Below are 19,409 nucleotides of genomic sequence, written 5' to 3'. Positions count from 1 at the left end.
CGCCCGCCTGAGGGCGGGGCATCATTTGTTGTACTGAGGGTAAGGTTACGGACTTTCAGCCGCACCAACGCCATGCGACTCCGGATGCTAGGCCACCGTAACACTGGAAGAACTCAGCCGACACTTTGCCGTCCTCGACAGGTATCAGAATCCCGCCGTCCGGCTCCCCGGGCCGAGCAATCCGGCTCAGCTTGTCGTATCCCCAGACAATCTCCGGCTGCTCGCCGATGAACTGTACCCCGACCCGGTATGCAAGCGTCGGGCTCTCGAACGTCTGCCCGCTGAAGTCGATGCCAGGGGCCGTCTGGTGATCCTCCTCCCCCTCGGGCACTCGCTCCCGGAAGCTGAACTGGTGCAGCTCACCGATAGCCGCCGGGTCCTGAAGCTTCAAGCGGTGGATCGTGCCGCCCGGCAGCCGGCGTGAAAACTCTAGTTCGGCGCCGACGACATCGGAAAGTTCGGTCGAACTGTACGTTCCGTAGTCGAAGGTGGCCTCTCCCTCGACCAACGATATGACGGCTCGCCGCTGGCGCGACTCCACAAACCGGCGATCCTTGATGATGCAGACAACCTCAAGGTCACGTATCAGGAAGCCGCCGTGCGGCACGGGGAAGTCGGCTGGGGTGGGCGCTCCCGCGTAGAACCGCGAGGTGAGTCGCAGCGCCAAGACATCGATCGCCCGGCTCTCCCAATCCCGCACGGCGTCCAACTTCCGGCCGATCGACTTGCCGTAGACCACGCGCCGGTCGCCCAGGTCGCCGCTGGCCTCGCCAGTCAGGTTGTAGGCCGCCCAGAGCGCCGGTCCCTGCGGGATGTCCTTCAGCGAGTACACGGCCGAGCGGAAGCGCTCGAAGGCCGTCTCTAAGGGCAACCCCCGACCGCCGACCACGTCTATGACGGCGCCTGCGTTTGCGAATCGCTCCCGGGTGCATCCCGCGTCCTTGCGCAGGTACATCAGATCGGCGACGAGGTCCGGCTGACGGTCGTTCATGCGACTCCCATGATCGACTTTCCCAATCCGTTCCCAAACCACGCTACAGGGGTGGACCGATGGTCGTCTCTACGTAGCCCGCTGTCAGCAAGGCAGCGGTGAAGACAGGGAGCGTGAGACAACATGTCCGGTCACGAACTCGTTCGGCGTGCCAGCAGTCAGGCCGTCAGCTGGCGCGACGTGCGGGCGCTGCGGCAGGTCACTTCTGAGACCCGGCTGGAGCAGGCCACGATGCGAGCCATCTCTGCCGTCTCCGAATACGCCATCTCGGAGGTCGAGTACCTCAAGCGTCTGCAGAACCAGGTCGAACACAGCAACCCTGATGCCGCCGATGCCGTCGCCGCCATCGTCAACATGACGGTCGTCGGCCTCGCTCGCCGTGTCGGCCGCTTCACTAGCGAGATCGGCTGATGGACGTCCTCATCCCGCTGTTCACGCTGTGCTGCGGCTTCGTCCTCGGTCGGCTGTACCAGTGGCTGAAGGACGAACTCCGAGCCGACCTGCTGCCCAGCCATGACTGCGCCGAACAGCTGCACGCCGCCAGCGCCGACATCCGCGGCCAGGTCCGGCAGGCGGAGTGGCAAATCAGGCGGGCTACCAGTAGCGGCTCAGCGCGGTGAGCCACTCACCCTCGCCTGGATCGTGGGGCCAGAAGCTCCTTCAAGCGCTGGTACTCGTGCTGGTGGTCGCCTTGGCCTCACGAGTCGCCGCCGAGTTGCTTGAGCCACTGGTGCCGACGCTCGTTGTCCTGGTCCTGCTCGCTGCCATCTTTTGGTTCGTCTTCCGACGGCGCTCGTAACGCTCCTGATCACCTGAACGCAGCCCGGAGCGCCTCCCTCGGAACATTCGCGGCCCCGAATCGCCGCACCAATCACGCAAGGAGATGTGGATACCCCATGCCCAGAAAGGGACGTCGCCGCCTGGTCGGCAAGTGGGCCGCAGTCGCCCAGCGTCTCCGCGAAGCAGCGCTTGAGGCCTTGCGCCGCGAGCTGCACGCCGAGCAACGCCGCCGGAAGCGCACCGGCAACTGATCCGTGCCGGTGCGCCTGGGGAGGCTTCGCACCGATCGCCATACCTGACTGAGGAGTCAAGATGTCTTGTACGAAGCTCAGCAAAAGCCCAGCATCGTCTGCGGCGCCTACTGCGTCCACCAGCCGGATGGCATTCCGAGCCCGTCGTTGCGTCCGGCAGCTGTCGCCCACGCTGGCGCCAACCTCTACATGGCCAGCTACGGCTTCCTGCCTACGCCGACGGTGGACTACCACCGGATCGTGGCCTGTCCAGAGCGAGGCCAACGTATCGCTGCGCTGTGGGCTGCCGCGCCTCGCGCTGACGACTCGGCGTTGGCGGCCTACCGCGCGTTCCGTCAGGAGACCGCCGAGCAGTTCGCCTTCTTAACGCGCCCGGTGGCTGACGGCGGGGCGGGTATCCGCGTCGAGCGCTCCAGCAGCGACCCCTATGCAGACGCTCCCGCCATGATCGAGGACCTAGAGACCCACCGCCGCCTGCGCATCCTTGCCACCGCTGGCAGCGGGGTGAGTCACCCCTTCCTGAGTGACGAGGAGAACGACCAGTTCCGCGCGGTGCACGACTTCTTCGGGCACGCCAGCATCGGGCGGGGCTTTGACCGTCACGGCGAGGAAGCGGCCTGGGTGAAACACAGCCGCATGTACACGCCGCTAGCCCGCCTGGCACTGACCAGCGAGACCCGCGGGCAGAACGCGGCCTTCATCTGGCTGCACGGCGGACAGCGCTTCCCCGATCAGAAGGCCGTGCTGCTGCCCTTGGCGTTCACCGATCCGTGGCGCTTCAGCCTACGCCCGCATCGAGCCGACGAGCGCTGACGCCGCGAGCGTCGGACCTTTGAGCCCGCCTGGACCCGGGGCGGACAGAAGCAGTGATCCCCACCGCCGTTAGCGCTGCCGTTGTTTTTTCTACGGCTTGACGACGCCGCTCAACCTCGGCATAAGGACAAATAGGGGCCTATGTGACGGGAGTCGGCCTGGCGAGGCGATCGGAGTCTCGCCAGGCCACCCCTTGGCCGATGCAACCTAACGAAGGAAAGGGAGGTCTATGAACCTTCACCACCAACACCTGATTCCAGGCCAACCTGCGCAACGCGCCGGTGCCGCCGTATGACGCTTCTGCTGCTAACACTCGCCGGACTGGCCATACCGGGGATCATCGTGGCTGCCCGGTACACGGATGGACGCGGCTGGCGTCGGTCGCTCGTCGCCACGGAACTGCATCTTCCCGTCGGCCTCCAGGTCGATGACATTGCAGCCTGGCTCGACTCAGTCGCAGCTGCCACGCACCGCCCGCGACTGTCGCTCGTACCGTTGCCGCCGATCGCGCTTGAAGTGATAGGTAGTCCCCGAGGCATCGCGCACTTCCTGCTACTGCCGAAGCGCACAAAGGACAAGTTTCTCGGTGGCCTCCAAGCTGCCCTGCCAGGTGTGCGGATGACACCGCGGTCCGACTACTTCGACCGCCGGCCGCACTGCAGGGTTGCAGCCGAGGCCATGCTCACAACCCATCGCCGGCCACTGGCCCACGAGCGCGCTGCGGCAGCCACCCGTGCGCTGCTCGCGGCACTGCAGCCAGTTGGGGTCGGACAGGCCATCATCATCCAGTGGATCTTCACCAGCGCTGGCACGTTGGCGCCTATCGCGTCCGCTACGGGGCGCAACCGGAGTGATCTGCCAGCTTGGCTCGCACCCGACGACCTAACCGACGGGGAAGCGATCCGGGCTGCCCGTCTGAAGCAGACAGACGGCCTGTTGCTCCACGCCACCCTGCGGGTGGGTGTCGAAGCATCATCGAAGGCGGCGGCCTTTCCCCTGTTCAGCCGGGCCTGGGGTCCCCACCACACGCTCAACGCCAGCGGCGTCCAACTCACCCGGAGATGGTGGCTATGGTCGGCCTGGGCCGGGGCTCGCCTTCGCCAGCTGACCGTCCCGGCATTGAACTGGCCCTTACTGATCAACAGCCGCGAAGCCGCAGCGCTTCTACCGCTGCCGGTCGGCGACGTCGCACTGCCCGGTCTGTCGCTTGGTGTTGCTCGTCAACTGCCACCACCACCCGGCATGCCCAAGCATGGAGTGCAGATCGGGCATACCAACTACCCGAGCATGCACCAACCGCTACGCCTCGCACCGATCGATCGATTGCAGCACCTTCATGCCGTGGGCCCGACCGGGGTCGGTAAGTCGACCTTGCTCGCCAACATGGTGGTCCAGGACATCGCCGCCGGCCACGGGGTGATCGTGCTGGATCCCAAGGGCGATCTATGCACTGACATCCTGGACCGGGTGCCCGAGCATCGGGCTCAGGACGTGATCGTGCTCGATCCGGCTGCCGAACCGTCAGTCGGGCTTAACGTCCTGCAAGCTGCTCACGACGAACACAGCCGCGAACTCGTCGTTGACCACGTCATCCACATCTGGCACGAGCTGTACAAGGATTTTTGGGGCCCCCGGACGGAGGACATCCTTCGCGGCGCGCTTCTCACGCTGATCAACACTCGCGCTGCTAACGGGTCAGCCTTCACACTCGTCGAGACGATCAACCTGTTGACCGATAACGCCCTACGGCGGTCTGTCATCGCGCAGCCCGGGGTGCCGGCCGGGCTCGAATCCTTCTGGCAGTGGTACCAGGCGATGAAGCCGGCCGATCGCCTGAAGACCATCGGCCCGATCCTCAACAAGCTCCGAGCGGCGGTACTGCGCACGCCAATCCGCCTGATGCTCGGCCAAAGTAACGGCCTGGACCTCTCGCAGGTGCTGGCCGACCGAAAGGTGCTACTCGTGCCACTCAGCAAAGGCACACTCGGCGCCGAGACCTCTGGCCTACTCGGCACGTTGCTGCTTGCGACGGTCTGGCAGGCGGCGCTGGCTCGCGTCCGGCTGCCCGCCGCCGCGCGACACCCCGTCTTCGTCTACATCGATGAGGCGCAGGACGTACTCAAGCTGCCCGTCGACCTGGCCGACATGCTGGCCCAGGCCCGCGGCCTTGGAGTCGGCTTCACGCTCGCACATCAGCACCTGGGGCAGATCGATAACAAGCAGGTCAAAGCTGCGCTGCTTGGCACCGTGCGCAGCCAGATCGTCTTTCAGTGCCTGCGAGACGATGCGGCCACGCTCGCCAAATCCTTCGAGCCTCGACTTCATGCCGACGATCTCATGAATCTGCCGGCCTTCGAGATGGCGGTTCGGCCATGCGTCAACGGCGAGCGGCTTGCTCCCTTGACCGGACGCACCGTGCCCTTGCCGCCAGCGACACGGGACGGTCAGAGCCTTGCTCGAACCAGTCGGCACCGTTACGGCTCCGCTCGGGCCGCCGTCGAGGATGCCCTACGATCTCGCGCCCGCCCGCCAGCTACGAGCGATACCTCAAGTCGAGCCGTCGAGCGTGGCACCACCACGCCCTTCGGCCGTACTCGACGGGACTCGGCAGCGCCAGGAGAGGGCTCATGACCGCCCGATCGGTCGTCCGCTCGCTCGACCGATCGCGTCGAGCAGCAATGACCTCCACCGCAGGCCAAGAGGCTCCTTCGGGTGCGCAGTGCCATCGAAATATGACCGCAGACGGAGGAGGCGGTCATGCGTGAGCACCGAATGACCTGGGCGGCGGTGGAGCGGCTGGCCGAGAGCCTGAGCGAGCGGGACAGGGCCATCCTGCGAGACGTGGCACGGGTACGAGTTCTGACTGGGGCACAGCTCACGCGCCTGCACTTCACCAACCTTGACCCCACACACCGCGACCGCAGCCGACGTCGCGTGCTTGCCCGACTGGTCAACCTACAGGTGCTGACGACCCTCGAACGACGAATTGGGGGTGTGCGCGCAGGTTCTGCCGGATTGATCTTCGCGCTGACGGCGGCCGGACAGCGACTGGGCTACCTCTTCGCCGAAGATCGAGTCCACGCCCCACGAGTCCGGCAACCGCAGACACCGACCGAGCGCTTCCTCAGTCACAGTCTGGCGATCAGCGAATTGTTCGTCGCGCTGACCGAGCTGACGGAGGCAGGGCGTCTTGCCCTCGCCGACTACCGCGCCGAACCGGCGTCCTGGTGGTCGGATGGCCTGGGTGGGTGGATCAAGCCGGACGCGTACGTAGTCGTTCGGTTCGGCGACGTGCAAGACGCCTACGCGGTGGAGGTCGACCGAGCAACGGAGAGCCTGCCGACGCTACGCCGGAAGCTCGCGACCTACCTTGACCTGGTGGACCGCGGTGGCCGGGGTCCTGACGACTCTGACGTGCCGCGCGTCCTGCTGACCGTGCCGGATGACCGACGGCGGGCTGACGTCGCCGCACTGTTGCGCGCTCTCCCACCGCCGGCCAATCAGCTGTTCATGGTCGTACGCCATGAGCGGGCGCCCGAGGAACTCGCGCTGATCCTTCAGGAGTGAAAGTCGAACGTTGCAGATTCCACTACACCCAATCGATCACCATTCTACTTCTTTTCCTTAGAATATAACTATGGAGGTAACAACTCGGTCCGCCGTGAACGCAGGGCGCAAGTTCGCAACCCCAGAGGTCGTCACGGTGCACGCTCTCGCGGGGAAAGGGCATATGCAAAGAAGTTAAAAGGAGACACGAAGTATGACAACACGACTCACCGTTCCCAGCAAGCTTTTATTGCAACTGCGTGCCTGCATGCCCAAAGGGCCATTGACCTATGGGCAAGCTCTGACCGTCGCCGAGCAGCAGGCCATCCGCCTGCGCGAATTGCTCGGCGTACGGACTGCCAAGATGCCCTTTGACTGGGTGGAGCACGTACCCAACTTGACGCTCCAGGTACTACCTGCACACGAGATCGAGCGGCTCGCAGGGCGCCCGGCCAGCGGCCTCACCCGCTGGAACCAGCAGTTGACCTACCTGGTAGCCGTGAACAAGAACACCAGCTTCACGCACCGCCGCTACACGCTGGCCCACGAGATCAAGCACGTCATCGATTGCCCCGCAGTCGATACCGCGTACGCCCAAATAGGTTATGGAAACGACGAGTTGCGTAGCCGTCGCATCGAAGGCATCTGCGATCACTTCTCGGCCCACTTGCTGATGCCCAACCGGCTCGTCAGCAAAGCCTGGCACCTCGGTATCCAGGGACTCAGCGAGCTTGCCAGCCAGTTCGGCGTCTCCGAAGACGCCATGCAGATACGACTGTCCAGCCTCGGCCTGGTCGACCCTGACAAGGACAAACCCACGAGCTACTTCTTCCGAGAGGCAGGCGCGTCACGATTTACCCGTGTTTAAGAGAGGAGGAAAGTATGCAATACCAAATCGAAATCCCAGCACCCCGGCCGTCCCGACGCCCGCGGGGAGGTCGTCCCCAGACCTGGGACGCAAAGCGACGCCCCCAGACAGGCCGCTGCGGCAGCGTCCTGTACTTCCGCTCGCTCGGATTCGTTGGAAGTGATCCGGCCAGCGGCAGAGACCACCTCCACGCCGCCAGTCCGGCCCAGCAACTCCTGCTGACGGTCCCCGAAGCCTGTGCTGCACTCCGTGTCAGCAGATGGGCGCTCTACCAGCTGATCCGGACCCAGCAGCTCGCGACCATCCGCATCGGTCGCAGCCGGCGCGTGCCAGTCGACGCCGTGACAGGCCTCATCGAGAAGCTCCGCGTGCAGGGGGGCGCCTAACGTGGGCCGCAACGCCAACGGCGAAGGCTCGATCTACCGCCGGAAGGACGGCCGGTACGAGGCAGCGGCCTACTTCGTGACCACCAAGGGCCTCCGGAAGCGTGCACGGATCTACGGCCGGACTCGAGAAGAAGTCCACGCCAAACTCAATGAAGCGAAGCTCCGCGCCCACCAGGGCATCCCGATGCCGGATCGGAACTGGCAGCTCGGCGACTGGCTGGACTACTGGCTGGCTGAGGTAGTTCAGAGCAGCCGGCGGCCGACTACCTACGAGCGCTACGAGCTGGTCGTCCGGCTGTACCTCAAGCCCGGACTCGGTACGCAGCCGCTGAGCCGCCTCTCGGTACCGATGGTGCAGACCTTCCTCAACCAACAACTGGCGGCCGGTCGCTCACTTCGGAACGTGCAGATCATCCGCGAGGTGCTCAGCGCTGCCCTAACTCGCGCTTGCCGTGAGGAGCTACTCGTCCGCAACGTCGCGCGACTGGTTGAGCTGGCGAAGTGGGAGCGTCCGGATATTCGGCCGTGGACCAACGATGAGGCACGGCGCTTCATGGAAGCCGCTCGGGACGATCCTTTGTGCCTGGCCTTCAACCTGCTGCTGCTGTACGGCTTGCGGCGCGGCGAGGTGCTTGGTTTGCGCTGGTGCGACGTCGACCAGGCCGACAAGGTGTTACGCATCCGCCAGCAGCTACAACGCGTCGCTGGCGAGCTGCGTCGTGGGCCGCTGAAGACCAAGGCAGGGCGACGGGATTTGCCCCTGCTGGATATGACCCACAGCTTGCTGGTTGCCCAGCGGCTGCATCAACAGGCCTGCAAAGATGCGGCCGGGGACGGTTGGTTGGGTGGTGACCCGGAGCAGCAGTTGGTCAGCAGCACGCGAAGCGGCCTGCCGATCGAGCCCAGGAACCTACGGCGGTCCTTCCGGAGGATTTGCGAACAGCACGGTATCCGGGTAATTCGGTTACATGATCTGCGACATACTACGGCGACACTCCTGAAGGATTTAGGAGTACCAGCGCGGGATGCGCAACTCATTCTTGGTCATTCCAGCATCGCAGTGACACAGGAAATCTACCAACATGACAGCCTGGAAAGTAGGCGTGAGGCATTGGAGGGAGTCGAGCGAATCTTCTTACGCGAACCCAAATCTGCCGTTGCCGTCAATTACTGCCGTCAAACCTACTTTCCGATACCTTTATTTTTCATTGCTTCTCTGGCAGGAGAGACAGGACTCGAACCTGCGACACCCGGTTTTGGAGCTCCAAAGTTGCCCTTCGAGGCTGGGCGTTTGACTTCTGTTAGGAGCTACGTTGAAGGTCGCTTGAAGCAGTGGCTGCTAGGCCTCGTTGCCGTCAGCGTTGCCGTCAAAATCGAGCCGCCAGTAGGGGAGAATCGATGAGTTGGCCAAAGAGCCTTTCCAATCAGCCTCCGCCTGGGGCAAGCACCAAGCCGCAAACGCGCCACTATGGAGTGAAGCTCTCTGGCTTCAGGTATGCGCTATTCTGCGGACGAGGACCACCACAAGGGGCGACGAGCCGGGCACTCACGACAGTGATCAAAGGATCACCGAACCGTCAGCAAGGCCTGAGCCTCACCCCGATAGCGATGCAACGTAAAATTTTAGGCACGCTATGACTGTTCGTCGCGCTTTAAAATCCATTCAGTGGAGATACCGTTTAGCAAGTGGGCTGCCTCGTCGAGCGCCTGCTCCGAAGACTGCGGGAACGCCTCCCGAAGCACATCGTCCGCATCGTAAGGCCCATCGCCTTGATACTGATAGCCACCCTCTGCCCCGTCGTACGGTAGTTGGTTCACCGGATCTTCGTATCGATCAAGGAACCAATCAACCATGTCATCCACGGAGACGTACTGCCCAGCCAACATTCGTCGCGCGACATCAAGCACAAACAAGATGTCTTCGGCCGAAGGGCTAACTGGACTACCCCGATGAGCAATGTCGTTCCGTACACGCCTTAGCTCGCTAAGTCTCTTGAAGTCGGTCTCATCAAAATGGCCGAGGCTGTACAAGTTGGTCAAAGCATGCCATGGCGATGCACCAGTCTGTAGTTCTTGCAGCTTCAGACCTGATGAAAGGTGCGAGACTGCTGCCTCAAAACCGGCCCAAGCCATTAATAGACTCGCCGACGCAGAAATAGCCAAGACGCGCTGCGCCTCAACAATTATCCTCTCGACATTGGCAGGCGGAGGCAGATCTTCTATAGCGTCACCGAGCCAGTAGACCTGCAGTCGAGCATTCGGAATGCTTTCAGCAAGTCGTGCCAACTGTTCAAGCGAATCACGTTCTGCGGTGTCACGTGATGCAAGTTCACCGATAAGTGTCTCGTCGCCGCGCCGCGCAACGAAATCGGCAGTCAATGCGCCTAGCAAGCCTCGACCATCTATCGTCACGACCCAGCCGTCTGCCTGCAACTCGGCGACAATTCGCTGCAGATGACTGTGGAAGAGGTTCATTCTGCGCTCAGGATTCATGGCAGCCTCCCTGGGACGGGGGGCGATTCGATCCTAATGTGCACGAAGGGGCCGTTGGAGACAAACCCGTGCGCCTGCGCGGGTGTCATACCCCTCACTCCGTACTGAGCATTGACGTCGCGGAGATGCCCATGGCAGTCCACAAGTTGCCCGTCGTCGACGTACACGATGCCGATGAGGGCGTCCTGGATCGGCTTGAGCATGTTGTCCACGTCTAGCGGCGGGGCGCTGTCGTGGTAGCACGTCACGTGGATCTGGAGCTTGCCTTGAAGAGGCTGGCCCCCGGCTGGCCAGGATGCAAGGGCTGCGGCGCTCACATCCGCCTTCCACCGGGCACGACTCCTTGGCCTGGCCTGGCCTGTACCGATACCGGTACGCCAAGCACCACGAAGTCCCACGGCAGGGGGGGCACGAGACGATCCTATGTGGGCAGGGCGAGGGCTCCAGCACTGCGCCACGCCCTATTCCGCACGCCAAACCGGCTGCAGACGGTTCGGGTTCCACCTTCCGCGGACCCCACCGCCCGCAGGGAGCACAACGACGCAGGTCAGGACCCGCTTGATGTACGACCGTTGCTCGGCCAAGGTCAAATTTGCCCAGTCAGACCGGAGCGACAGTGGTTGGCCAACGTCCGGGTACTGCCGGGCCAGCCAGTCCTCCCGCTCGCGACTCAGCGTCTGCTCCTCGGTTTCGAGCTCCGGGAGCAGCGCGAAGTACCGAGCGGCAGAGATCTTGCGGCCACGCCACGCCGCAGTCAACTCTTGAATGTCCTGCCGCAATTGGCCGAACTCCTGCTCCCGCGGCCAGGGAACGGGTGCCGATACCGCCTCACGTCGCTGGGCCTCCAGCTCGTACTTGGCGATGACTGCCGCAACGACGTGCTCGTCCGTCTGCTGGCCGAGGATGGCCGTGCCACCGCAACCACCAACCGCCTTAGCCGGGCAGGTGTAGCTGAAGTGGCCGGGCGGCGCCGTCCGGCGCCTGGTCGTCTTGGTGGCACGCATCCAGGAACCGCAGGTAGGACGACCACAACGCAGGATGCCGCTGAGCAGGTACTTCCGGCTGTTGAGGTCAAGACCGTGGCGCTCGCTCTTTCCGATGACTGCAGTGACCGCCTCCCACTCAGCAACTGTCAGGATCGACTCCCACTGTCCAATGACCGGCTCACCAGCCGCATTGCGGACGATCTCGACGTTGAAATAGGTCTTACCGAACTCTTCGTTGTAGCCATGCACCTTCCGGGAGCGGTAGCCACAGAGGCGAGGGTTACGGAAGACAACCTTCAAGGTGCTGCGGATCCAGGGTCGGCCACTGGCTGTCCGGACCCCCGCCGCGTTCCACTCGGCCACCACCGCATTGATCGGTGCTCCCTCAAGCAACCGGCGGGCTCCGGCCCGGATGACGTCCGCCTCGTCAGGTACCAGGGTCCGCTTGTCGTCCTGCCAGCCAAACGGACGTCGGCCACCCACCGGGATGCCTGCCTGCTGAAGCGCGTGGTGCTTGCGCTTCACACGCCGCGCAGTGTCCGCCGACTGCTTGTTATACGTGGCCACCACGATCCGGGCAACGGTTCGGCCGTTGTCGGTCAGCAAGTCGAGTGTGCCCGTGATGTCGATGATCGGGCGCCCAAAGTGCTGGACGACCTCGATGCAGTCCTCCAGATGCCTGTTATCCCTGGTCAGCCGGTCAATGTCGTAGACGATGAGCCCATCCAGTCGCTGGCCATCCGGGGATAGACCCCGCTTGAGATCTTCGAGCGCCCCCTCGAACACCGGTCGGACCACCCGGTACACCGTGCGCCCATCCGGAAGCGTCATCCGCTTGCGCTTGTAGGCACTGGTATCTGGCTCCTCGTAGGTATAGACGTACAGGCCGCTGCGCTGTTCCACGTACGACCGGCAGTCCTTCATCTGCTCGCCGCGTCCCCTGATGTCACGCCCCGTCATGAAGCCGTTCGTGGAGCCCTGCCCTTGGTCAAGCCGAGGGCTGACCTCAAACGACAGCCGGACCAGGCCGGCGAAGTGCATGCCCGCCAGGTCACCCCAGTGAGCTCGCTCGATCAGCTGCACGTCCATGCATCGAACATACATCCATGCATCTTGTGATCGAGCCGCCGCCCGGCGCTGGCGATCAGTCGCTGCGCCAGGCGGCGGACGTCCTCGACCGAGCCCACCGGGACCGCCACCTGGTGCAGCCCCGCGCCCCGGTCGACCCAGACGCGAACACCGTTCACCAGGACGTCGGTCACCTCCGGATCGGCCAGCAGCGGGGCCAATGGCCCGGCGCCGACGAGGTCGTCGTGCACCCGGTCGGCGATCCGCAGTACGGCGGTGTCGCCCAACACCGCCGCGGTGGGCTCGGCGCGTACGGCAGACACGATCGTCGCCGGAGTGACCGGGTCGGTGGCGGCGGCGATCCGCTGCCGCACCCTGGCCGCGAAGGTGGCGTCCTCCGGCCGGCCGCTCATGCCGCACCCGTCGCGGGGACGCCGGTGAGGTCCGCGACGATCCGCCGGCAGAGAGTGGCGAGCGGGCCCTTGCCGGCCGCCGCCGGCGCCTCGCCGCGTTCGAGACCCCGGCAGAGCCCGGGTTCGGGGCGCAGCGTGCCCGCGAGCGGAAGCCCGAGTGCCCGTGCCACCTCGGTGGCGCGCAGGCGGCCCGGGGCGGGCCCGCGCACCACCACCGAGAGCGCGGCGCAGTGTGGGGCGGCCGCGGCCACCACCCGGGCGGCTGCCGCGGTGGCACGCAGCTCCGCCGGCACGACGACGAACGCCTGGTCGGCTGCCTGCAACGCGACCACGGCGGCGTCGTCCAACTGTCGGGGCAGGTCGATCACCACGAAGTCCCGGCCACGGTGCGCGGCGTCGACGGTCGCCGCCATCGCGGCGGCGGGCAGTGCCAGCATCTCGCCGCGATCCCAGGAGAGCACCACCAGGTCGCCCCGGCTGGGCAGCGCGTGGACCAGCGCGGGCGCGTCCACCCGCCCGTCCGCGTCCGTGAGCGACGGCCAGCGCAGCCCTTCCAGCTGCTCCCAGCCCAGCACGAGGTCGAGGCCACCACCGAGCGGGTCGGCGTCGATGAGCAGGGTGCGCAGCCGGGCCCGCGCCGCGGTCACGGCGAGCCCGCCCGCGAGCACGCTCGCCCCGGCACCGCCCCGGCCGCCGAACAACGCGACGACCCGGGCACCCGGGCCGTCCGGCTGGTCGGGGCCCTGCTCGGCCAGGCGATCCACCAGCCAGGGCTCGGCGGCGGGCAGTGCGGCGACGTGCTCGGCGCCGATCAGCTCGGCGATCTGCCAGCCGGGGTCGAGTTGGCTGGCCCAGCCGACCAGCACCAGCCGCGGCCGCTTCGGCAGTCGGGCGCGCAGGCACGCCTGCGCCTGGTCGGCGCCGAGCAGCACCAGCGGCGCGGGACCCCAGCGGGTGCGGGCCGCGGCCGGGTCGGCGGCGAGCTCCACCTCGGTGCCGCCGGCGGCGGCGAGCCGGAGCAGGTCGTCGAGCAGGTCGCCGTCGCCTGTGACGACCAGCGGGAGCCGTCGGATCGGCGGAACGGAGGTACGGGGTGCCATCGCGGCCTCCAGCGCTCGGGATCAGATGCACCGCTGACCCTGCTCGCGATCGGCCCCGGGCACCGGCCCGAGCACGCCACCTGTGGACAACTTTGGGTGCTGTGGACAACGCCCGGGGAGAGAGTTGATCTGCTAGGCGCGCGGGCCGAGGTCACTGTTGCGCCAGCAGGATCGGCCCATCGCGCGCGCGAACTGACGCGCACCGGTAAACCAGCGGACGTGTCGCGGTGTCCTGCTTGATGACGAGACCGGAGGTCAGATGCGAGATTCGCGGGGCGCGGAGTTCGACGAGTTCGTCCGTACACGCTCGGGTGCGCTGTTGCGTGTCGCCTACCTGCTGACGGGCGATCGGCATGCCGCAGAGGATCTGCTGCAGGAGGTTCTGGAGCAGATGTACGTGCGCTGGCGTCGCGTGCAGGCCAGTCCGGAGGCCTACGCACGACGTGCACTGATCAACCGATCGATCAACCGGTGGCGAAGACGTAGGCGGCGACCCGAGCAGACCTTGGACGACCACGACGTTGTCACGCGGGACCACGCGGACGACATCGCGCTTCGCCGGGCGGTCGTCGCGGCACTGCGCGACCTACCGGCTCGGCAACGCGCGGCCGTCGTGCTCCGATACCTGGAAGATCTCCCAACCGCCGACGTTGCCGCAGCTCTGGGCTGTTCCGAGGGAACAGTGAAGAGCCATACCTCGCGCGGATTGGCTCGCCTGCGGACGGCGCTTGCCGGGCCAGGTCTCGTCATGTCCACCATCGAAAGGGAGAGTTCGCGGTGAACATGAGTGACAACGACGTGCGGGAGGTCCTGCACCGGGCAACCAGCCACCTCAGTGGTCGACCCGACCTGTTGGAAAATGTGCGCCGTGGCGGCCGGCGGCGAGTCCGGCGCTTCCGGGTCGCGCTGACTGCCGTCTGCGCCGCCGTCGTGGCTGTCCCCCTGGGGGGTGCGCTCACGGTCCCGGTCTGGCGCGACACGCCCGAGGTGACCTCGCCGATGTTCAACGAACCGACCAAGGGCGACCTGGCTGGTGACGACGCGTACCTGCGTCAGGTCCGTGCGGCATGGCGGCGGCAACTGGAACGCTCGGGCGATACGCAGATGCCGGGTGACCCACACGTCGTGTGGGCGGGAAGGACGCCGGCCGGCCCTGCTGCCTACGTCGCTTACGCCAGCACGACCGATCGGAACGAGGGCGCGGGGGACAACCACATCGGATGGGCGGCGTTCGTCGAGCCAACCGGGGGTGGTCCACAGGTCAGGGCGATCGAAGCCCTCACCGACGACCCACGGCAGCGTAGTACGCAGGCCGCATTGCTCGGGGCGGAGCGCGACGTGCTCCTCGTCCTCGACAGCGGGCAGCCGATGGAGTTCTCGCCCGAACTGCGGTACACGCCGGACGGCAGGATCAGCCGCACCTACCAGCCGGTGAAATTCGAGGACGGCGCGGCGATCCTGCGGATACCCCCGCAGAAGACGAAAGTCACCGTCGCTCTCTCCTTCACGCCCGTGAGCGAACGGAACACCGTGCAGATCCTCGGTGCCGCAGACGTCCTCTTTTCCAATGAAAGCGGTCGCCGGGACGTACAGCGAATCAAACGAACCCTGCCGGGTGCCGAACAGGTGTGGGGCGGCGACCCCAGTGATCCCCGATACGAAGGCGACCGGTCCGTTTACGAGGTCAGCGCCGGGCCCGAAGCTCTCGCCGCATGGGACGATGTTGCCGGCCTCCATGCCCCGGGAGACGCCCCTGAGCTGTACGTCTACGGGGCGACGGCCGACGGTCGACGGTTACTCCTGCAGAGCATCCAGTACGACAGCGACCCCGCTCGCGTCATTGCGCTGCTCGCACGCGGTGATGCTCCTCTCGAAGCCGTGGCCAGCGCGTTCGCCGACTGGACGGCGCCGTTGCCGGTCCGGCTGCGCCTGCCGGACGACCAGGGCATCCTCGTTGCCGCCGAGGGCTCAGCGCTGAGTTATCGGAGCGACGCCGGCCAGTGGCACGACGCCGGCCGTGACGCGGCGCTGCTGCCGCCCACCGCCACCGAGGTACGCGTAACCGCCACCGGCGGCACCGTAAGCACGGTGTCTCTCACGTCCTGACTTGCGAGATGCGGACACACGTCGGGGCCGCTCCCTCGGGAGCGGCCCCGACGTCGGTGGTCAGCCGATCCGGTCGGTCCAGGTCGTGTCCAGGATCAGCTGGTACGCGCTGATCCGCACCGGGGCCAGCGTCAGCAGCTCGTGGGCGAGCAACTCACCCGTCCTTGGGTCGAAGATCAGCAGAGACTGCTGGTCGTGTTCGCGGTCGTCGAAGGTGACCGCCACGCCAGCCCGGCCCGCGCGATCGGTCACCCGCCCCCGCCAGCGGAAACCGGGCACGTCGGCGAGTACCCGCAGCACTTCCGCCCGGGTCGCACGCGGCACGACGTACCGCGCGTAGAGCGTACTGACCTCCTTGCTCGCCGCACCCGGGCCGTACTCGACCTGGAGCAGTTCGCGCAACTGCGACGGGTCGGCCGGCGGTGGTGTGAGCTCCATGGGCGGCAGGGGGATCATCGCCCCCGGATTGCCGCCGACTGCTGGACCCGCTCCGAGTTTGCGCTGCCAGTAGGCACGAGACTCCTGGTCCGGGTACTGCGGCTCCAGCTGCGTGTTGATCTGGCTGCCGGTCCCGTCGGCGGCCTGCCAGACCTTCGACTCACCGGCGAACGCGACGTGGTGACGGCCATCGGCTGAGGTCATCACCGGATCGCCCCACTCCTTCGTGTGGTGGTACATGTAGCGACCGCCGTGCAGGTCGTACTCCGCGTCCTTGATCTTGCTGGCCAGCGCGCGCAGCTGCGGGCCGGCCGCCGGTGGGTCGGCGTCGAACTGGTACGCGACCGGCACGAGCACCGTTCCCACCGCGCCACCGGGCCCTCCCGGACTGTCCGGCTTGTGCTCATCGAACGGCTGGAGGACGGCCACCGCGCCGGCCGCCACCGCCAGCGTCCCGGCCGTCAGGACCAGCCGGCGAGTCGGGCGTACGCGACGACGCCCGTCGTCCGGCTCGGTGGCGTCGGCCCGGTCGATCAGATCGCGCGCCGAGGCCGGCGGCGGTGCGACGGCGACGCTGCGCGCGGGGTCGGCCGGACCGAGGAGGGTACGGGTTCGCTCTGCTCCGAACATCACAGATCCTCTCGGGTGGTCGCCAGCACCGGACGCCGGGATGGAACCGGCCGGTCGGACATCGCTTCGCTGAGACGGCGGCGGGCGCGATGCAGGCGGACCGCCGCGGTCGCGCGGGTGCAGCCGAGAACCTGGGCCGCTTCGGACACCGTCAACTCCTCCCAGCCGATCAGCCGGAGGATCTCCTGATCGAGATCGCCGAGGGTGGCCAGCGCGGCCCGAACGTCGGCGATCCCCACGCTCGTGTCGGCGCCGGACGAGTCGGCCACCCTCGTCAGCTCGGCGGCGGTGATCGGCACGACGTCGGGGGCGGTACGCCGGGAGCGCCACTGGTTCGCCAGCAGGCGGCGGGCCACCCCGTACAGCCAGGGCAGGCTGCGGTCCGGAACCTCGCCGCGACGACGCCACGCGACGACGAAGACCTCCTGAGCGAGCTCGGCCGACGCCTCGGAGTCGGCGAGCCGACGCAGGCCGTACCTGACGATGTGCGCGTAATCGGCGGCGTAGAGGCTGGTGAACCAGCCCTCGTCGCGTTTCTCCGGTGGACCCACCCGAACCCCCATTGCCTCGGCGACCCTCACCCTGGCTTGTGTCGCGGGAGGCCCGACGATTACCGCCCGGATCGCTTTCGTGGTCCCAGCGCCCTCTCCTGTCAGACCCATCGTGGACACTCCTGGCCGTGCATGTAGGCGAGTTCTGGAGTGTCGTGGAGCGGGCACGAGCCGCGGCAGGCACAGCGGCGGACCAACCCCAACGCGACGGTCAGCCGAGCGCGGTCGCCGAGGCCCTGGTGGCGGAGCTGATGCGGCTCCCGCTGCCGCACATCGTCGCGTTCGACCAGGTGCTCGACGAGGTGGTGGACCAGGCCGACACCTGGGATGTCTGCGCGGCATGCTGGATCATCGAGTACGGGTTCCTTTCCGACGACGGGTTCTCCGACTTCCAGGCCGGGCTTGTCGGTCTGGGCAGAAGAGCGTTCGAGTCGGTTGTGCGCGACCCCGACTCGCTCGCCGACCATCCCGCCGTGCGGCAGATAAGCGCTTCGGAAGGCCGCGACCTGTGGATCGGCGACGAGGCTCTCCAGTTCGCCGCGGAGACGGCGTACGAGCAGCTGACGGGTAACTCCGAGGCCTTCTGGGACGCCGTCGAGGCAACGCGATCTGCGACCCCGCCAGAGCCCAGCCCGGAGCCTGACGACGATCGCTGGGACCTTCGCGACGAGGACGAGTGGCGAAGGCGGCTGCCTCGGCTCCTCGAGCTGTTCCGCGCCCGCCGACTCGCGATGGAGTAGCCGGTCAGCTGCTGTGGCGCGCTCCCATGGAAAGAGACGACCCCCGTCGGGGGGAGACGGGGGTCGTCGACGGTTCGGCTCCGGGGGGGTCGAGCCGAACCACTCAGCGGTCACGGGGGGTGCAACCGCCGAGGGTCTGTCTGTTTCGGGGATGTGAGAACTCGTCGTGCGAACAAGTCTGCCTGAGCGGACCCGTCACGTCGAGTGGTGTTCACTCCACTCAGCGCGAAAATCTCCTCGCGGAGTGTGAGCGCGGTCACGCCGACCGGAGTTGGAGGCGCCCGCCCGCAGGTCCGAGGGGTGGCCTGACCCCGGGCACCCGCCGACGATAGACCATCCGGCTAGACTTTCGCGCCGTGGGCCGAAGTGCCGCTTTCTTCGATCTGGACAAGACCGTCATCGCCAAGTCGAGCGCCCTGGCGTTTGGTCGGCCGTTCTACCGGGACGGGCTGATCACCCGGCGTGACGTGGTCAAGTCGGCGTACGCGCAGCTGATGTTCCGGCTGGGCGGCACCGACGAGCAGACCATGGCCCGAACACGGGACTACCTGGCCGCGCTCTGCAAAGGCTGGCAGGTGGAACAGGTCCGCCAGATCGTCGCGGAGACGCTCCACGAGCTGATCAACCCCTATGTGTACGCCGAGGCTGCCGCTCTGATCGAGGAGCACCAGGCGGCCGGGCGGGACGTGGTGCTGGTCTCCGCGTCCGGCGAGGAGATGGTCCGGCCGATCGGCGAGCTGCTCGGGGTGACCGACGTGATCGCCACCCGGATGGCGGTGCGGGACGGCCGGTACAGCGGCGAGGTCGAGTTCTACGCGGCCGGTCCGAGCAAGGTCGAGGCGGTCGGTGAGCTGGCCACCGCGCGCGGCTACGACCTGGCCGACTCGTACGCCTACTCCGACTCGTACAGCGATCGTCCGCTTCTGGAGTGCGTGGGTCACCCGAGCGTGGTCAACCCGGACCGGCAGCTGCGCAAGCTGGCCTCGGAGAACGCCTGGCCGGTGCTGGAGTTCCGGCATCCGATCCCGCTGGGTCGCCGGCTGCGGGAGCGGCCGGGGGTTCCGGTGGCCGCGGCAGCTCTGGGGGTCGGCGTGGGCGTCGCCATCGGCATCGCCTGGTACGGGCGGCACCGTCGCACCCGCTCCACCGCCACCGCCTAACACCCCGCCGCACCCCGCTCTCCGGCCGATCATGGACTTGTGGTGGGCGCCTTCGACGCTTTCGCGACTCTTGCAAGGCACCACAACTC

20 protein-coding genes and 1 pseudogene are annotated in these 19,409 nt (G+C 66.5%); 13 read left to right on the top strand and 8 right to left on the bottom strand.

What is annotated here, in order from left to right; translation table 11 throughout:
* Positions 1-55: 55 nt before the first annotated feature.
* Entirely contained in the window at positions 56-991 is a 936-nt protein-coding gene (locus ABZU53_RS11145; RefSeq protein ID WP_355065409.1) for a hypothetical protein, read from the bottom strand.
* 123 nt (positions 992-1,114) lie between these two features.
* Here ABZU53_RS11145 and ABZU53_RS11140 point away from each other — a divergent pair, with 123 nt between their 5' ends.
* The 9 genes from ABZU53_RS11140 to ABZU53_RS11100 all read left to right on the top strand — a co-directional run bounded on the left by ABZU53_RS11140 (position 1,115) and on the right by ABZU53_RS11100 (position 9,037).
* On the top strand, positions 1,115-1,402 hold the full coding sequence (locus tag ABZU53_RS11140) for a hypothetical protein (RefSeq protein WP_355065407.1): 288 nt from the start codon (positions 1,115-1,117) through the stop codon (positions 1,400-1,402).
* A complete protein-coding gene (locus ABZU53_RS11135; protein WP_355065406.1) occupies positions 1,402-1,611 on the top strand; it encodes a hypothetical protein in 210 nt (69 codons plus the stop codon). Before ABZU53_RS11140 ends, ABZU53_RS11135 begins: the two co-directional genes overlap by 1 nt.
* A gap of 276 nt (positions 1,612-1,887) precedes the next feature.
* Positions 1,888-2,022, top strand: a complete 135-nt coding sequence (locus ABZU53_RS11130; RefSeq protein ID WP_355065404.1) for a hypothetical protein — start codon at positions 1,888-1,890, stop codon at positions 2,020-2,022.
* A 66-nt stretch (positions 2,023-2,088) separates the two neighbouring features.
* Positions 2,089-2,835 (top strand): hypothetical protein, encoded by a 747-nt coding sequence (locus ABZU53_RS11125; RefSeq protein WP_355065402.1) that lies wholly within the window; start codon positions 2,089-2,091, stop codon positions 2,833-2,835.
* A gap of 291 nt (positions 2,836-3,126) precedes the next feature.
* Complete coding sequence (locus tag ABZU53_RS11120; RefSeq protein ID WP_355065400.1) at positions 3,127-5,466, top strand: type IV secretion system DNA-binding domain-containing protein; 2,340 nt, start codon at positions 3,127-3,129, stop codon at positions 5,464-5,466.
* Positions 5,467-5,592: 126 nt separating this feature from the next.
* Positions 5,593-6,402 (top strand): replication-relaxation family protein, encoded by an 810-nt coding sequence (locus ABZU53_RS11115; RefSeq protein ID WP_355065398.1) that lies wholly within the window; start codon positions 5,593-5,595, stop codon positions 6,400-6,402.
* A gap of 193 nt (positions 6,403-6,595) precedes the next feature.
* Positions 6,596-7,249, top strand: coding sequence for an ImmA/IrrE family metallo-endopeptidase (locus tag ABZU53_RS11110; RefSeq protein ID WP_355065396.1), 654 nt, complete (start codon positions 6,596-6,598; stop codon positions 7,247-7,249).
* A 14-nt stretch (positions 7,250-7,263) separates the two neighbouring features.
* Positions 7,264-7,635: a helix-turn-helix domain-containing protein gene (locus ABZU53_RS11105; RefSeq protein WP_355065394.1), complete on the top strand. Its 372-nt coding sequence runs from the start codon at positions 7,264-7,266 to the stop codon at positions 7,633-7,635.
* A 1-nt stretch (position 7,636) separates the two neighbouring features.
* Positions 7,637-9,037, top strand: coding sequence for a site-specific integrase (locus ABZU53_RS11100; RefSeq protein WP_355065392.1), 1,401 nt, complete (start codon positions 7,637-7,639; stop codon positions 9,035-9,037).
* A 230-nt stretch (positions 9,038-9,267) separates the two neighbouring features.
* Here the strand turns inward: ABZU53_RS11100 and ABZU53_RS11095 are convergent, their stop codons facing one another.
* The 5 genes and pseudogenes from ABZU53_RS11095 to ssd form a co-directional block, all read right to left on the bottom strand.
* On the bottom strand, positions 9,268-10,128 hold the full coding sequence (locus tag ABZU53_RS11095; protein ID WP_355065390.1) for a hypothetical protein: 861 nt from the start codon (positions 10,126-10,128) through the stop codon (positions 9,268-9,270).
* A complete protein-coding gene (locus ABZU53_RS11090) occupies positions 10,125-10,526 on the bottom strand; it encodes a RusA family crossover junction endodeoxyribonuclease (RefSeq protein WP_355065388.1) in 402 nt (133 codons plus the stop codon). The genes ABZU53_RS11095 and ABZU53_RS11090 overlap by 4 nt, the downstream gene beginning before the upstream one ends.
* Before the next feature lie 63 nt (positions 10,527-10,589).
* The gene (locus ABZU53_RS11085) at positions 10,590-12,203 is read right to left on the bottom strand and encodes a recombinase family protein (RefSeq protein ID WP_355065386.1); all 1,614 of its coding nucleotides are present in this window, start codon (positions 12,201-12,203) and stop codon (positions 10,590-10,592) included.
* A 29-nt stretch (positions 12,204-12,232) separates the two neighbouring features.
* Positions 12,233-12,595: pseudogene (locus ABZU53_RS11080) on the bottom strand (pilus assembly protein CpaF); the annotation flags it as partial.
* Positions 12,592-13,695, bottom strand: coding sequence for a septum site-determining protein Ssd (ssd, locus tag ABZU53_RS11075; protein ID WP_355065384.1), 1,104 nt, complete (start codon positions 13,693-13,695; stop codon positions 12,592-12,594). The pseudogene ABZU53_RS11080 and the gene ssd, both read right to left, overlap by 4 nt.
* Before the next feature lie 259 nt (positions 13,696-13,954).
* Here ssd and ABZU53_RS11070 point away from each other — a divergent pair, with 259 nt between their 5' ends.
* Both ABZU53_RS11070 and ABZU53_RS11065 read left to right on the top strand, forming a co-directional pair.
* Positions 13,955-14,476, top strand: coding sequence for a SigE family RNA polymerase sigma factor (locus ABZU53_RS11070; protein WP_354860633.1), 522 nt, complete (start codon positions 13,955-13,957; stop codon positions 14,474-14,476).
* Positions 14,477-14,478: 2 nt separating this feature from the next.
* Positions 14,479-15,801 carry a hypothetical protein gene (locus tag ABZU53_RS11065; protein ID WP_354860634.1) on the top strand — a complete coding sequence of 441 codons (1,323 nt, stop codon included), beginning with the start codon at positions 14,479-14,481 and terminating at the stop codon, positions 15,799-15,801.
* Between the two features lie 60 nt (positions 15,802-15,861).
* On the opposite strand, the gene ABZU53_RS11060 is transcribed toward ABZU53_RS11065, so the two are convergent.
* Positions 15,862-16,869 (bottom strand): CU044_5270 family protein, encoded by a 1,008-nt coding sequence (locus ABZU53_RS11060; RefSeq protein ID WP_355065382.1) that lies wholly within the window; start codon positions 16,867-16,869, stop codon positions 15,862-15,864.
* Entirely contained in the window at positions 16,869-17,420 is a 552-nt protein-coding gene (locus ABZU53_RS11055) for a sigma-70 family RNA polymerase sigma factor (RefSeq protein WP_355065381.1), read from the bottom strand. The genes ABZU53_RS11060 and ABZU53_RS11055 overlap by 1 nt, the downstream gene beginning before the upstream one ends.
* On the opposite strand from ABZU53_RS11055, the gene ABZU53_RS11050 reads away from it, so the two are divergent.
* Together ABZU53_RS11050 and ABZU53_RS11045 are read left to right on the top strand one after the other, a co-directional pair.
* The gene (locus ABZU53_RS11050) at positions 17,411-18,160 is read left to right on the top strand and encodes a DUF4240 domain-containing protein (RefSeq protein WP_355065379.1); all 750 of its coding nucleotides are present in this window, start codon (positions 17,411-17,413) and stop codon (positions 18,158-18,160) included. The two genes, ABZU53_RS11055 and ABZU53_RS11050, sit on opposite strands and share 10 nt — an antisense overlap.
* A 356-nt stretch (positions 18,161-18,516) precedes the next feature.
* Positions 18,517-19,320: an HAD-IB family hydrolase gene (locus tag ABZU53_RS11045; protein WP_355065377.1), complete on the top strand. Its 804-nt coding sequence runs from the start codon at positions 18,517-18,519 to the stop codon at positions 19,318-19,320.
* The last annotated feature ends 89 nt before the right edge of the window (positions 19,321-19,409 follow it).

The organism is Micromonospora sp. NPDC005194, from assembly GCF_040608335.1.
GTDB lineage: Bacteria > Actinomycetota > Actinomycetes > Mycobacteriales > Micromonosporaceae > Micromonospora.
Note: the sequence above shows the minus strand (reverse complement) of the source record. Positions and strands in the feature narration are given on the sequence as shown.